This window comes from Candidatus Baltobacteraceae bacterium (assembly GCA_036489885.1).
In the GTDB taxonomy this organism is placed as follows: Bacteria; Vulcanimicrobiota; Vulcanimicrobiia; order Vulcanimicrobiales; family Vulcanimicrobiaceae; genus JAFAMS01.
Window position 1 is genome coordinate 1,296,993 of sequence record DASXEW010000003.1, and the last position, 15,513, is coordinate 1,312,505.

12 protein-coding genes are annotated in these 15,513 nt (G+C 58.8%); 3 read left to right on the plus strand and 9 right to left on the minus strand.

The features are described 5' to 3' along the window. Window positions 1-305 precede the first annotated feature (305 nt). Window positions 306-3,233: an ATP-binding protein gene (locus VGG22_12300; GenBank protein HEY1729150.1), complete on the plus strand. Its 2,928-nt coding sequence runs from the start codon at window positions 306-308 to the stop codon at window positions 3,231-3,233. Continuing rightward, a complete protein-coding gene (locus VGG22_12305; protein HEY1729151.1) occupies window positions 3,230-4,990 on the plus strand; it encodes a response regulator receiver domain in 1,761 nt (586 codons plus the stop codon). Before VGG22_12300 ends, VGG22_12305 begins: the two co-directional genes overlap by 4 nt. Window positions 4,991-6,626: 1,636 nt before the next feature. Here VGG22_12305 and VGG22_12310 read toward each other — a convergent pair. Further along, window positions 6,627-8,423, minus strand: coding sequence for a restriction endonuclease (locus VGG22_12310; protein ID HEY1729152.1), 1,797 nt, complete (start codon window positions 8,421-8,423; stop codon window positions 6,627-6,629). A 166-nt stretch (window positions 8,424-8,589) separates the two neighbouring features. On the opposite strand from VGG22_12310, the gene VGG22_12315 reads away from it, so the two are divergent. Beyond that, window positions 8,590-8,901 carry a hypothetical protein gene (locus tag VGG22_12315; protein HEY1729153.1) on the plus strand — a complete coding sequence of 104 codons (312 nt, stop codon included), beginning with the start codon at window positions 8,590-8,592 and terminating at the stop codon, window positions 8,899-8,901. Here the strand turns inward: VGG22_12315 and VGG22_12320 are convergent. The 8 genes from VGG22_12320 to VGG22_12355 form a co-directional block, all read right to left on the minus strand. Then, window positions 8,898-10,088 (minus strand): Xaa-Pro peptidase family protein, encoded by a 1,191-nt coding sequence (locus VGG22_12320; GenBank protein HEY1729154.1) that lies wholly within the window; start codon window positions 10,086-10,088, stop codon window positions 8,898-8,900. The genes VGG22_12315 and VGG22_12320 overlap by 4 nt on opposite strands. Then, window positions 10,078-10,800 carry an ABC transporter ATP-binding protein gene (locus VGG22_12325; protein ID HEY1729155.1) on the minus strand — a complete coding sequence of 241 codons (723 nt, stop codon included), beginning with the start codon at window positions 10,798-10,800 and terminating at the stop codon, window positions 10,078-10,080. The genes VGG22_12320 and VGG22_12325 overlap by 11 nt, the downstream gene beginning before the upstream one ends. Then, window positions 10,778-11,554, minus strand: coding sequence for an ATP-binding cassette domain-containing protein (locus VGG22_12330; GenBank protein ID HEY1729156.1), 777 nt, complete (start codon window positions 11,552-11,554; stop codon window positions 10,778-10,780). The genes VGG22_12325 and VGG22_12330 overlap by 23 nt, the downstream gene beginning before the upstream one ends. Beyond that, a complete protein-coding gene (locus VGG22_12335; GenBank protein HEY1729157.1) occupies window positions 11,551-12,468 on the minus strand; it encodes a branched-chain amino acid ABC transporter permease in 918 nt (305 codons plus the stop codon). Before VGG22_12335 ends, VGG22_12330 begins: the two co-directional genes overlap by 4 nt. A 3-nt stretch (window positions 12,469-12,471) precedes the next feature. Next, window positions 12,472-13,329, minus strand: a complete 858-nt coding sequence (locus tag VGG22_12340; GenBank protein ID HEY1729158.1) for a branched-chain amino acid ABC transporter permease — start codon at window positions 13,327-13,329, stop codon at window positions 12,472-12,474. After that, on the minus strand, window positions 13,329-14,525 hold the full coding sequence (locus tag VGG22_12345) for an ABC transporter substrate-binding protein (GenBank protein ID HEY1729159.1): 1,197 nt from the start codon (window positions 14,523-14,525) through the stop codon (window positions 13,329-13,331). The genes VGG22_12340 and VGG22_12345 overlap by 1 nt, the downstream gene beginning before the upstream one ends. A 105-nt stretch (window positions 14,526-14,630) precedes the next feature. Beyond that, entirely contained in the window at window positions 14,631-15,140 is a 510-nt protein-coding gene (locus VGG22_12350; GenBank protein ID HEY1729160.1) for a 3'-5' exonuclease, read from the minus strand. A gap of 47 nt (window positions 15,141-15,187) precedes the next feature. Beyond that, the gene (locus VGG22_12355) at window positions 15,188-15,490 is read right to left on the minus strand and encodes a hypothetical protein (GenBank protein HEY1729161.1); all 303 of its coding nucleotides are present in this window, start codon (window positions 15,488-15,490) and stop codon (window positions 15,188-15,190) included. Window positions 15,491-15,513: the final 23 nt, after the last annotated feature.

Below are 15,513 nucleotides of genomic sequence, written 5' to 3' on the forward strand. Positions count from 1 at the left end.
GCTGGCACAACGCATCGCGGCGGATCAACCTCTCCGCGTCTGTGACAACGAAGTTGAGTGCAAAACGCATGGCGACGCTTCAAGAGAACAGCGCAAACGGCGAATATCGATTCGAGAATTGGTTGATTGGTTTCTACACGGGATTCGGAGGAGTGATCTACGCCCCAGGGATGGAAAGGCGCTCTCACATATTCCGGTCGAATAATGTATGAGATGATGGGAGCGTTGGCCCGTATCGCCGAGGCGCCGTTCTGATCGACGCCGATCGCGTCGCACGGTTCCGGACGCGGGCGCGTGCGATCGAGATGTTGGGTCGCCAGCAGATTGCCGGTATTCCCACCGCGATCAGCGAGTTGTTCAAGAATTCGTATGATGCCTACGCCCACAACGCGGTTGTCGATTTCTATCGCGGGGACAACCTCTTCGTCTTGCGCGACGACGGCATCGGGATGAGCAGGACGGACTTCGAGCAGCGATGGCTCACGATCGGCACGGAGAGCAAGTTGGACATTTCGGGAGGCCTCACGCCGCCGAAAATTCCAAAGGGTGAACCCATCCGTCCGGTTCTTGGCGAGAAGGGCATCGGCCGTTTGGCCATAGCGACAATCGGTGAGATGCTGTTGATTCTCACCAGAAGCCGTTTCCCCGAATCGAAGGACCGGATTGTGACGGCATTTCTTCATTGGGGAGTCTTCGCGCTGCCCGGAATCGATCTGGACGAGCTGTCCATCCCACTACGCGAATTCGATCCCGACAGCTTGCCGGATGGAGTAGCAGTATCCGAGATGACGTCCTTCCTCGCGTCAAGCATCGAACCGCTTTCGAAACGAACCGACAAGGACGCCGTGGCCCGCATCGTGTCCTCGGCGCTTGCGTTCAATGTGGATCCGGCGGCGTTGGATCGAATCCTGGACGGACCACGTCTTCGTGGTCATGGTGGTTTCGGCACGCATTTCTTCGTTGCTCCCACCGACGAGATGTTCATCGCCGCTCTCGACACGAGTACCGACAGCGACCGCGCATCAAACCTTCAGCGCGCTCTGTTGGGCTTCACGAACACGATGACGCCCGAACACGAGCAGCCGCCGATCGTTACAGCCTTCCGTGACCACTTCACCGCCTCCGACGTGGAAGACCTAATCGCCGAAAGTGCGTTTTTCACGCCTGAGGAATTCCTCAACGCCGACCATCGCATCAAGGGTCGTTTCGACGAATTCGGCCAGTTCAACGGGACGATCTGGATCTACGGCGAGGCTGTCGAGAACCACGTCATACCGTACAGCGCGCGCGGAGAAGCCTCGAAGTGCGGACCGTTTACGATCGACGTCGCCATCGTGCAGGGCCGCGAGATGGATTCGACGCTTCCACCCACGGATTGGGTGGCACTCACGAAGAAGATGGACAGGCTCGGCGGCCTGTACGTCTACAAGGACGACATTCGTGTACTGCCATACGGCAACAACGACTACGACTTTCTCGAAATCGAGAAACGCCGTACCCTGAGCGCAATGTACTACTATTTCTCGTTCCGTCGGATGTTCGGAGCGATTCAGCTCACGCGAGAACAGAATTCCGCTCTGCAAGAGAAGGCGGGTCGCGAAGGATTCCGCGAGAATCGCGCCTATCAGGATTTTCGGGCTGTTCTCATAAATTTTTTTATACAACTCGCTGTGGATTTCTTCCGCGAAGGTGCCCGTTCGAGCAAGTTTCACGAACGACGTACCGACATCAATCGTCGCAACAAAGCCGCTCAGCTCAGAGAGAAGCGCGTCCGAGTCCGGAGATCGCGTTTCGAGGAGCAGCTGCAAAACGCGGTCAGAGCTATCGAGGACGGAACGGCCAGCCTGGCGGTCGAGGAGACAGCGCGGTCTCTGCGTGACCGACTGAACGCGGCGATACTGCTCGGCGACAGCGCGGACGCCGAGCGTGCTCTGATCGCAGCGGAACGAGACGCACGCGAGCAACTACGCGACATCCGCACGCGGTATCGCGTTGTTCCACCTCGCGGAATCGGTTTGCCGAGAGCTCTGCGACGCGATCTCGAGATACATCGTTCCGCGTACGAACGCTTCATCGCCGAGATCGTCGTCAATGCCGAGTACGATGTGGAACTCGCGCTCGCCGAAGCCACAAGCAGAGCGGATGTCCGCCTGGATCGTCGCTTGGTCTTCTACAACTCGATCGAACAACTCAGCACCGATTCGAGGTCAGCTACGACGCGCGAAGTAAAGGCTGCGATAGAGGCCAGCAACGATGTCGAAGAGCGCGTGGCGGCTCTCACGAAGTCGACGACCGAGGCGGTCGAACGTACCATCCGTGAAGTGCTCAGCCTCGCACAGAGCGTCGATGTTGCTTCTCTGAAGGACGCCGATTTCGTCGAGCAACGTTCGAACCTCGAGCGACAATTGGAAGACGTCGTGGAGCAGCAACAAGAAACGCTCAAGGGTGTGATGGAACAGATCCGATCGATCCGGTGGGTGGCGGACGAGAGCGGTGACGTGATCACAGAATCGGACGAGACCGAGGCTCTCGAAGAGGAGGTTTTCGCGCTACGCGACCGGGCAGAGGTCGATCTCGAGCTCGCGCAACTGGGTATGTCCGTCCAGATCATCAACCACGAGTTCGAGGCGAGCATCAGGTCCGTACGCAGGCGCATTCGCGATCTTAAGGCCTGGGCCGACATCAACAAGTCGCTGGTTCCGGTCTATGACGGAATCCGCGCGAGCTTCGATCATCTCGACGGATATCTCACTTTGTTCGCACCGTTGCAGCGCCGCCTCTACCGGAAACCCGTTTCCCTACGCGGTACGGAGATCGCCAAGTATGTCTCCGACCTCTTCACCGAACGCCTACGCCGACATGAGATCTCACTGGAAACCAGCGCGCAGTTCAGAACACACGTTCTGAAGGGGTATCCGTCCACACTGTTTCCCGTTGCAGTCAATCTCGTCGACAACGCCTTGTTTTGGCTGGACGAGAGACGCGAGGGAAGGCGAATCCTCTTTTCATCCGACGACAATGCAATACTGGTCTCGAACAACGGTCCGGCGATCAACCCTGCCGACTACGAAAGCATCTTCGAGCTCGGATTTACTCGAAGGCCCGGCGGTCGTGGACTCGGATTGGCGATAGCCCGCGAAGCACTGCGACGCGACGGCTTCGACATAGCTCTGCGAGAGCCGCCCGAAGGAATGAACGTCTGTTTTGCGATCGTCGAGCGAGCGACCACATGAACAACATCGACCCCGTCGCCGTCGAATTTCCACCTTTGCCGACGGCTGCCGAGAAGACCGTTCAGGTTGTCCGCGATTTCTTGCAGTCCGTGCTGGTCGTTGACGACCGCGCAGCGTTTCCTCCAGCGGAGCAACCGTCGGCCGCGCCCCCGGGGCAACTCCCCCACGATGCACTGCCAGATCGAGCAGAACGGCACGAGTCATCCGAACACGCCGAAGCAGCGAATGGCGTCGGAATCCTGAAGACGCCGCAGGTTCCGCAGGAAGTGTCCGACCCTGATCGTGCGCTCGTCGCGCCTGAATTGGTCGAGGCGTTCGCTCGCCAGGGACTGGTGTGCGGAGTCCTCACGCCTCGGACTGCGGCCGAGACCGTAGATCAGGCTCCGCCTGCCGCGCGACGTGCCGATATCCTCGTGCTCGACTGGAGCATCGACACGGACAACGGTGAAGCTGCGCTGGAGCTCATTGGCAGATTGGCTACCGACGAGGACAGGCATCGGCTGCGATACATCGCCATCTACACGAGAGAGCCGGTGCTGCACGAATTGACCGACAGGATCCTCGAGCGTTTGAAAGCGATCCCTGGCCCGGAGGCGAGGAAGCGCACGGCTTACATCGTCGAGAAAGGCTCGATGAAGATTTCCGTGTTCGGGAAACTTCGGACCGCGCGCATTCCTGACGAAGAACACGAAGATCGACGAGTAGCCGAGAAAGATCTTCCCGGAAAGCTGATCACGGAATTCAGCCAGCTTCAACCGGGAATTGTCTCAACCGCAGCTCTTGCAGCAGTGAGCGCGTTGCGAAGAAAGACCAACCAGCTCCTCGGGCGCTTCGAGGCAGATCTCGATCCTGCTTTCCTCTGGCATCGTGCCGTACTCAGATTTCCCGAGGATGCGGAACAGCACATCGTCGATATTCTGACGGCCGAGATCGGTGCCGTCGTCGAGGATTCCGATGTACGGGACTTCGTGGATCTCGAGTCGTGCACGACGTGGATCGCACAATATGGTATCGAGAAGTTCAACGGGCATTTCGGCGATCGGAATCCCACGCTGGACGACATGAAACTGCTTCTCGGAAAAGGGATCAACGACGAAACGAACAAGTCGCGTTTTCAGAAACTCAGCGCGACACAGAGAATGAAAGGCGACGCTGCACTTTTCGCCGCGTCTGCCGAAGCAATGAGACGTTCGAACGAAACGTTCGCCGAACTTATGCTGCTGCGGACGCGGTACGACGATCACGAACCGGTGCTGAGCAGCGGAACCATCGTCCGGTCAGAAGACGGGAAATACTGGTTGTGCATTTTACCGGCCTGTGACGCGGTGCGTCTCAAGGGCGTCCGGAACTTCGCATTCATACCACTCGTGGAAGTGCCGGACGAAGCCGAACATTTCGACTTGCTTGTCTCGACACAACCGGGAGGTGTGCGATTGAGGACGTCGGACAAAGTATACGATCTTCGGATGATCAACTTCGAACCGAACGAGGCCGAACGGGTGAAGGCTGAGCGGAGCGATGAAAGCCTGATCTTCACCTCGGCATCGGATGGTCCGTTTTCGTGGATCGGCGAGTTGAAGGCGCTGAAGGCACAAAGCCTCACGCAGGCGGTTGCCGAGAACCTCGCACGCCCGGGGCTCGACGACCCCGAATGGTTGCGCTCGATGTCAGGCCGGCAAAAACCGCGGCCTGCGCAGTCGGCCGTTCTGCATCCGCAGCCGGAAGCAGCGCAACCCCTCGGCGCTGAGCCTGGGTAGTCGAAGATCGAGAAGACTTCAATACTCTACTGATTTCAGCACAGATACGAGCCGTCTCGACGTGCTCCCAGAACCTGAGAACAGTCCAACCACATGCTTCATAACGGCTGTTCGTGTCTCGATCGCGGTCGACATTGGTGGAAAGCTTCGCGTCCCACCATTCCCGATTATGTTTGGGTTTCGAGCCGTGTTCGGGGCAGACGTGCCAGAAACAGCCGTCGATGAATATTGCCAATCGCGCTCGCGGAAACGCAATGTCAGCATAACGGCAGTCCACCCCAGGAAAATGGATACGGAACCGAAGCCCCATGGCGTGGAGCCCTTTGCGAACGTCCAGTTCGAGCTTCGTGTCCTTCGCCCGCTGACGCGACATTCTTTCGGCGAGGGCACGATCGCGTGGTCGCGGTGTTTTCATCGCGACTTGGCGTGCCGCACGATCTGTCGGGCAAATCGTTCTGCAAGCAGAACGGGAACGGCGTTGCCGACTTGGCGGGCCGTTTGAATAAGTGTCCCGTCGAAAACGAAACTATCGTCGAACGTCTGCAGCCGCGCTGCCTCTCGGACGCTTATAGCGCGGTCCTGCGTAGGGTGGCCAAACCTCCCGTTCGAGAGACTGATGCAGCGGGTCGTGAGGCCGGGCGCTGGAGCGTGTTTTCTCATGCGTCCGTAGACATCGGTGTGTCCCCCGTAGTCGCGGTGGCACCTCAGTCTGAGTCTCCCTGGCCAATCGCGTCGACCGCCCCCTTCAGGGGTCGCCCTTATTCTTTTCTGGTTGAGCGTCGATAGATTGGCGGCCCAATGATTCGGGACGGACCGGTGATGCTCTCCGGCGTGGATCTTCGGTAGACCCCGAATCCATGTCCACACGGTACTGTACGCTCGTGCGCGATCGGGACCATGGGTTTTCCGCGGAAAAGCGATCCGGCCGACGCGGCTTGCCATCACGACGAGGCGGTCCCTCTTCTGTGGCACGCCGTAATGTCGCGCTTGAACCGTTTGCATCTCGACCTCGTAGCCCAATCTCTCCAAGACTCCCACGAATTTTTCGAAGTCGTTTTTCTGACGAGCCATCTTCTGTATTCCTGGTACGTTCTCGACGAAGATGTAGTGCGGTTTCCAGAATCTTACAAACCGCACGAACGAGAATAGAAGCGTAGCGCGGTCATCGAGCCTTCGCTTAACGCGTCGCTGCTTGGAAAATGGTTGACACGGCGCGCACGCGCTGAAAATCAATCGATCTCCCGATTTAGGTCGAATCGCATCGGCGATAGCACTGGGCCGAAGGCGCCGTATATCCGCGCACATCACCGACGCTCGCGGAAAATTTCGCTCAAATGTCTTACACGCTACTTTGTCGTTGTCGATGCCAAGAACAACGTCGATTCCCGCGCGCTCGAAACCTGCGCTGGTGCCACCGCAGCCCGAAAAGAAATCCACCATCTTCAGGCGCTGGCGACGCCTCGCTGATCTCAGACGAATATCCTCCCCGAAGCTCAAGTGCTCCAGTCGGTACCGTCCGGAAGATGCGCGCAATCTTCCTGCCTCTCAGAGAAGAATTTTGCATGCGTGGCGCGGAGTGGTCCACCGAAGAATCGATCTCCGCTGGTCGTAGTGACCAGGCACTTTCCCCAGTGATTTACTGCACGATTACAATCGCGCCATCGACTCCGTCCAACCGTCGCGCCACATTCACGAGCGGATCGCAAAGATGCGCGAATGCCGCCTCGACCTCAGCTCGCGTGGCAGCTGTTGCCGATCCGGCGACCTGAAGGCGCGCGTCCGCCAAGAACATCGCCGCTTCGACGGTCAGCCGCGGCGCATCACCGACAGCGCTTGCGGAAGCGTATTGCGCGTGCCATCCTTCGCTCGCGATGATGTCGGCAAGTGTGCGGATGCGGCGTGTCGCGCCATGTTCGAGCTCCCACGTCAGCTCCTCGAGATGATCGTCGACGATCCCCGGCTCGAATAGCGCGCGCATCGTCCACAAATCGAGAGCACGTTTGGCGGCGGTTTCGAGATTGTCGATGCTCCAGATCGAGACGCCGTGTGTCTTGGCTTCTTGCTCGCCACGCGTCGTTCCGGCAAGCTCCGGATAGATCAGCATGCAGTAGTCCGCTTTGTATTCGGTCTTGTGCTCGCTGGCTTCCCAAACGTCGGGCGTCTGCGACGGCTTCCTCGCACTCTTGCACTCGACGAGCACGCGATAGTGCGCAGGTCCGAGCGGAGCATCGAGTTGACCATCGGGCATTCCCGAACCGCCGAGATGCGTCGCGACGAATCCCATCCAACCAAAGACGTCGACCACGGCCTTTTCGAATGCTTCGGAAGGGCCGTCCTGAAATTTGCGCAGGTTCTCGAGCACTGGTTCGAGCGGCGGACGCGGCGCCGGCTGGAGCACCGGCCAATCGTCTGCGGGATGATTGGCGCGCCACCGGTGGTCGAGATCTTGAACCACGCGCGGCCGGCGCCCATCCGCAAGCATGTGTCGCAGGTAAGTCCGCAGTTGAATGTCCATGTTGTTTTTGTTGATGCCGGCCGGAAGCAGATCACGCTTCACAGCCTCATAGTAGATATCGCCTGCCGACCGCGGACGTCCGTCGGAAAGAACCTCGAACGCGGCGATCAGCCAGCGTCCACGCGTTACGTATCCGCGCAGCTCGAAAAATTCCGGTGCTGGCTTCGACTTCGGGAGGCGCTGTTGGCCAATCGCCGAGAGCGCCTCCGCGAAGCGATCGCCCACACCGGCGAGTCGTTGCTCGAAGTTGTCGGGACGAAACTGGCCGTTGGCGCATGTCTCGAGCTCGTCCCACGCGATCGGCGTCACGACGAGAAGATCGTCGGAGATGAGCAGGCTGTAAGGGAGATTGCATCCTTGATTGGTCGCATTCGAGCTCACCCAAACATGAATGCGTCCCTTGCTTTCGCTCACCGGCCGCGTCGAGAAGAGCTTTGACTGCGCTTCCATCGCGCGCGCGACGACCGCATGCAACCAACCGCGGACGTTCGCATACGGCGGGCCGCCCGCGAGTGGAATCCAGAGCGTGATGCCGGTCCCGTTCAACACCGGTATCGACTGCACGCGGTCGCGCAGCAGCGCATCACGCATCGTGCGTGCAGCCTCACGAACCATCGTTTCGGTTGCATCGCGGATCGGCCGCATAAGAACGTGCGCGAGTCGCGCGCGCAGCGGATCGCCCTCGATCGGCGTCCAGCTCTCGAACGCCACCGCGTACCGGTGCAAACACCATCGGGCCTTCTTGATATCGAACGGTTCGATGGTATGCCCGCGGACGATGTCGCCGCCCAGACCGTTCGGGCAATAGATCGGCTTGAACGGGACGCGTCCGATCGCTGCGGCAATGAGCGGGGCCGTCGCCGTATAGTACGCGAGCACCATCGCTTGTGTCGGCGGATCGAGCTTCTCGAGATCCATGCGCCGATGGTATGGCGCTTTTAGACCTACGACTAGCCCGCAGTATTCGCTATCAATAAACGAGTGTGCGCCGCGCTAGGCAGGAGGCCAGGCTCCTCTCTTGTCGTCCGCGAAGTTTTGCGACATCAGGTAGCTTGATATGAGTGCGCAGCCGTTGGAAATCCGCATGGCCCATCTCGAGGGCGCCTACGAGCAGATCAGTGAGCGACTGAACGGCATCGATGGCCGGTTAACGGCGCTCGATCAGAAGATCGACATGCGCTTCGATGCCTTCGCGCTAAAAATGGACGCCAAATTCGATCACCGGTTCGCCGCTATAGATCACCGGTTCGAGAAGGTCGACACGCGGTTCGACGCGATCGACCGCCGCTTCGGCAGCCTGGACAAAAAGCTCATGAATGGCTTCATTGCAGGGTTAACTGTAAACGCTGCTTCGATTGCCGCGGTCATCGGAGCGATCCTCACCATACATCGCTAATTCTCTCCTAGAACGAATAGCTTCGGCGCGATGTGTGTTAGCGGCTCGACACCACGCTCGCTAATTCGTATGGGCATACTGCAGCACACGCACCCGAGATCAGCTTTGTATAACGCCGGCACCAAATGAAAGCACATATTGGGCTCGAGCACGCGCTCATCGCCGGGCCTAATGTTCATGACGTTGTTCTCCCCCCAACCCGGCGGGAAGCCAACACCGATACCGTAGGCGGCTCGGACCGTGAAATAATCGCCGTAGCCCACTTTGGTAATTGCATTTCGCACGACCGAGTCGGCCTCGTGCGAGGTCATGCCCGGTTTGATGTTTTGCAAACCCGCGTGCAGCCCAGCGAGCGATGCCTCGTGAAAGGCCTCGACCTCCTTACTCGGCTTGCCCATTACCGACACACGGAACACGGGAGTGTTGTAGCGGGCGACAACAGTCGCCATTTCCGTGTTGACGAGCTCTCCCGGCCGAATCGGTTCGTGAACCCAAGAGCTGTGCGCGCGAAAGCTCCGTAGGCCGCACGTCACGAACGGGCCCATCGACATCGGCCCGCTGCCCAGGCGAATCGCACGCGCGATGAGGTCAGCAGCGAGATCGGAATCACGCGTTCCCGGCAGCACGGCCTCGAGCGCTTCCTGCATGGCAGTCCCGGTTATGTTCCCGGCGCGTCGCATGTATGCAAGTTCCGTTTCCGACTTGATCGCACGCAATGACTCGACGAGGCCCGAAATGTTTTTCACCTGCACGTTGGGTAGCGCGGATTGGATCTTCGTATAGGCATCCGCCGTCATCTGCGGCGAGGCAAACTCAATGCCGACGCTTCCCTTCGGCGTGATGAGCGGCTTTAATACCTCGCTAAGCTTGAGGTAAGGATCCTCGGAGTCATCGACGGGAACGCCGTCCTTCACCCACGACGCAGGAGCAGCTGCATGCACATTACTCATCTCCGTGCGGCGTACGACCCAAAGCCCCTCGCCGTTCGCCCGCAAGACAAGGACGAAGAGATAGTGCGTCACCCCCGTGTGCATACCGGTGAGGTAATAGAAGTTCACCGGGGAACTAATGACCGCGACATCTACTCCGAATTTGTCAAAGAGCTGGACAACGCGATCGCGGCGCGACTCAAACTCCTCGCGTGTGAAGGGCAATGTCGTGGCATTGAGGCTACTTTTAATCGACATTTCCAAGGAACGATCTCCTGACGGCTGGATCTTTCAACATTTCATTAGCCGGCCCACTGAGCGCATTGCGCCCATCAACGAACACATATCCGCGATCGGCAATGCTTAGCGCTTCGATTGCGTTCTGCTCGACGAGCACGATGCACCGTTGATCCTTGGCAAGTGCGCGTATTTCGCGAAAGACACTCGAGCGAGCGACGGGAGATAGGCCCGCCGTCGGCTCATCGAGTAGCAGCAGCTTTGGATCGTTCATCAATGCCATCGCGAGTGCGAGCAGCTGACGCTGGCCTCCGGATAAACTGCCGGCATGAAGTTTCGATTTTTCACGAAGGACCGGGTAGCGATCCAAGGCTGCGCGTACCTTATTGCGGGCCGCTTTCCCGGTGGTCGCGCACGCGAGCTCGATATTCTCCACGATTGAAAGGCCCGCGAACACATTGCGTTCCTGCGGCACGTAGGCGACGCCGGCGCGCGTCAGGGCCGACGGGCTCGAGTGAAGCAAATCCGTCGTGTTGAACTGGGCGCGCCCGGTGATCCAGGTCAGCTCACCATAGAGCGATTTGAGGAACGTTGACTTGCCAGCGCCATTGGGCCCAATGATGGCGCAGATTTCGCCGTCGTACGCTTCGAGCGACACGCCTTTGAGCACGTCGCTTTCATGCGCGTAGGCGGCGCGCAGATCGTTTACTCTAAGCGCGGGCGACGTTGCCAAGGTAGGCCTCCTGCACTTGCGTGTTATTCAAGATGTCTTCGAACGAGCCGCGCGCTAAAAGTTGGCCTTCAGCGAGCACGATCACGTGATCGCTGATGGCGCGCACGAAGCTCATGTTGTGCTCGACGATGACGAATCGGTAACCATGAGCCGCGAGAGTCTTTATTGCAGTCGCGATCTCCCCGCTAAGCGCCGGATTCACGCCGGAGACCGGCTCGTCGAGCAGGATTAGCTGTGGATCGCACATCAGCGCGCGTCCCAGATCGAGCAGTTTCTTCTGTCCGCCTGAGAGTTCCGTCGATGGTGCAAGCAGCAGCGGAGTAAGTCGCAAATCGTCTGCGATGCGGTTCGCAGTCTCTATCAGATCAGATTCTCGATGGCGCGCCTTACGTGTGCCAAAGAGAGCCCGCCACGCGTGCTCTCCCGGCTGGTCCGCACCGAAGGCGAGCAGATTCTCGAGCAGCGATAATGATTCAAAGGGACGTGCGGCCTGGAAGGTACGTACGATACCGAGCGCGCTGATCTGATCGGGGCGGAGCGAACACAGGTTGCGCCCTTGGTACAACACTTCTCCGGTGTCGGGACGAATGAATCCGCTGAGAATATTCAGCAGCGTGCTCTTCCCCGCGCCGTTCGGCCCGATGATGCACTCGATCGCGCTATTGCCGACGTCGATACTCAGATTTGCGATCGCCCTGACACCGCCGAACGTCTTGGACAAGCTCCGAACCTGCAACGCTTCCGCTGTCGTCATTGCATCGGCTTCCCTGCAAAGCGCCAAGAGAGCATGCGTTCGGGGAAGATGCCGCGCGGCAAGTAGATCAGGATCAGCAGAAACGAGAGTGCAACCGTCATCTCGCGCAATGCCGCGCCCTGCACCGGTTGCAGAAACGTTAGGTAGTTCACGAGGAATCGCGTGCCTTCGGTAAACGCGACGATAAGCACGGTACCGACGATTGCGCCCAGCATATTCCCACGGCCACCGATCGTCACCGCAAAGACGATGTAGAGGCTGAGGAGCGGCAGAAAACTGTCGGGCGCGATATACGAGTTGAAGTGTGCGTAGAGCGCGCCGGCGACCGCGCTGCAGAATCCGCCGATTGCGAATGCCTTAGCCTTCATCGCGCGTGAATTCTTGCCGGCGGTCCAGGCGACTTCTTCGTCGTCGCGGATTGCCCGGAGGGCGCGACCGAATGGCGAGTAACACAATCGCTGAAATGCAAGAAGCGCAACCAAGAGGCAGGCGCCGGCGACCGAAAACGCTGCGACGCTGAACGCGACCGGCGACAAGCTCGAGCGAAACGGCGCGGTAATGTTCGAGATCCCGTCCGTGCCGTTCGTAAGCCAGATTTCGTTAGATGCGATCAGCCGAATGAATTCCGAGAAGCCGAGCGTGACGACCGCTAAATAGTCCCCGCGTAAGCGCCATGTGATGTAGCCGATGAACCCGGCCATGAGCGCGACCGCAATCCCGGAGGCGAGCACGCCTTGCAAGAAACCGGCATGTAGTTTCGTGGTAAGGAGTGCGGCAATATAAGCCCCGGACGCAAAGAACCCGATCATGCCGAGGTTGATCATGCCGGCCATGCCCCACATCAGATTCAAAGAAAGGCCGACGATCGCCATCAGTGCAACGTAGGTTCCGACATCGAGCAAATAGTGAATCATCGTCTACTGCCGCGAGAAGATGCCGCTCGGACGGATCATGAGTGTGATGACAATGGCGATGAAGCCGACGCCGGTTCGATACGCCGGCGACCACAGCACGGCAGCCATCTCTTCGCCGATGCCGATAATCGCCGCTCCGACGACAGCGCCGGGAAAGCTGCCGATACCGCCGATCACGCAGGCTGCGAATAACGGAAGCAAGATGCGAAAGCCGAGCAATGGATCGACGGACGTATCGAGGGCGAGCAGTGAGCCGCCGATACCGGCAAGGCCCATCGCGATGAACGTCGTTATGTTACCGACCAGCAGTGCGTCGATCCGCTGAATGCGCGCGAGCACCGGGTTGTCGGCAACGGCGCGCATTTGCTTGCCGATGCGTGAATTCTTGAGCAGAAGGAAGAGAACGACAGCTGCGGTTGCTGCCCACGCGACGTTGAAGACCTGCTGCCGTCCCACGTGCAACCCAAGAAACACGACGTCGCGCATGATCGGAACATTAAGCCCACGCAGATCATTTCCGAATGAAAAGCGAACGAGGTTCTCGAGAAAAATGTTCAGTGCAAGCGAACCAATGGCGGCGGCGACGATGCCGGCCTTTCGCAAAGGCCGCAACAACAGAAAATCAGATCCAACGCCGATCAGTCCTGCGATGAGAAATGCGAACGCAATAGAGACCGGCAACGGCCAATGGAGGAGAACGTTTGCAACATAGGCGGAAAAGCCGCCGATCGTCGCGATCGAGGCAACGGCGAAATTGGGGAAGCGCAGCACACCGTAAATGAGCGAGAAACCGATGGCGGGCAGCATCAGGAGGCTACCAGACATCAAACCGTTGACTGCGAGCTGCGCAGCCTCAGACATTAGGTGATTTTGAAAAGCGTCGGTTTGCCGTTATGAACTTGTTCGAAACGAGCCTTCACGTCAACGATGTCGCCAATCTGATTGAAGATGCAGGGACCGCTGACGCCCGAATACTTGATCTTGCGTGTCCCCGAGCGGAGTGCTTTGATACCGTCGACGGCGCCGTACACGACGGTTCCACCCGGGTCAGAAACGGCGTGAATTGCATCGCGGATCCCAGTCCCCGTCGGTTGTGATGCTTTCTGCAGCGCAAGACACACCAAGTTGGCCTGATCGAACGCTTCGCACGTGTAGGGATCGACCTCGGAAACGTTGAGGTGCTGCGCGAGACTTTTGTATGTTGGCGAGCCGACTTCAGGCGAAGGAACGACGGTAAAAACGCCCTCAGTTACATTGGGCGGTAGCGAAGAGAGCAGCTTTTCGTTGACGGCATATCCGCGCGCAATCTTCTTGCCGTCATAACCCGCGCGATAGAGATCGCCTAAAAGTATCGTGACGTCAGGCGTGTAGCCGTCCAAAAAGATAAGGTCGGGCTTGTCTTTCATCGCGAGATCGATTTCAGACCGGAAGCTGGTCTTGTCCCGATCGTAGACGACTTGTCCCAACAACGTGCCGCCGCGGCTCGCGAGTACTTTGCCAAGAACGGCCTTTGCAGGCGCGGCAAACGGTGTTTGCGCGGAGATCAGAAACGCTTTCTTGACGCCGATGTCGGCGAGAAAATTACCGATCTTCGTCATGATGAGCGTCGTCGTCGGTTCAGTGCGGATCAGATAGCCTTGGTGCGGGAGCTGCGTGATGCTGTCGGCACCGGAGTCGGTGGTGAGGAAGGTGTGGCTCTCCCAACACAGCGGCGCAACTGCCGTCGTCACCGAGGAAGCCCATGTCGCCATAATGGCGACGACTTTATTGACATCGATCAGCTTGCGTGCAGCGCGCACACCGCTGTCCGGATTGGTCTGATCGTCCTCAACAGTGAGGTTGAGCTTGCGGCCATTGATACCACTCGCATCATTGACATTCTGGAGGACCCATTTGATCGATTCCGCCATCATCGGTCCGTACGATCCGCCGCTCCCCGTTAATGGCACGAGCGCACCGAGCTCGATAGTGCTGCTTTGCGCAAGCGACGCGTGCGGGATTGCTGCCGCGAACAATGCGCCCAACGACGAAATAGCTTGGCGTCGATCTACTAGCATGTGGCCTTCCTCGCCGACTCAGGTCCGGCTAAGCGTTTTGGCGTTTTTGGCGCTTAGCCGAGCCGCCACCTTGCAAGTGTCGACACTTCGAACGCGTGAGTTTTCCTATGCCGCTCTGAGACTCTCCAAGCACGCTGTCAGCAAATACGCAGTTGCTTCGGCGTCGGGCAGTGCGCGATGCAAGCGTTCGGATGTGAGCTGCTGGCGTAGCCCGAGATATTCGACGAGCCTGCCGAGCCGGTGACTCGGCGCGTGCGGATATGCTTTACGCGCAAGTTCGAGCGTACAGATCCACGGCTCGCGCAGCGTCCACAGAAAATTGCGATCGAACGTTGCATGGTGCGCAACGAGCGTGCGACCCTCGACAAGGTCTTCGATTTGCGGAAGAAGTGCCCACAGTTCGGGCGCGTCCTCGACGTCTTCATCGCTGATCCCGTGCGTCGCAAACGCCATCGGCGGGATGGCGCGGCCCGGGTTCACGAGCGAGCTCCACCGGTTTTCGATCACGTAGCCGTCAGTTTGGACGATAGCGACTTCGACGATCCGATCGCGTAGCGTATCGAATCCGGTCGTCTCGAGATCGATGACGGCATAGCCGCCAGATCGCCGTTCCACTGTCGGCAGTTTGCGGGGTCAACCTGCCAGGTGTATGGCACTCAGCGCTAGTGGTTGTCCTTGATGAGCCCCTTGATCTCGCTGATATCGCCTTTGAGCCCCACGATTTCGCCCTTGACCTCGTCGAATTGCCTGTCCATGCCCGCGAAGCGCTCATTCACACCCTTGAAGTGCTCGTTGATCTCATCGAAGTGCGTCCCGACGACGTCGAAGCGCCTGTTTATGTCGGCACGCAGCGTACCCACCTCAATTTGCAGGCGCTTCTCAGCGTGATCCTGGGCATCCAAAATGCGCTTCGTTACGTGCTCGAGTTCAATCGCGAGCATATCTTTGAGTCCTTTGACGGTCAAGCGCTGACGTTCCACAGTTGAAG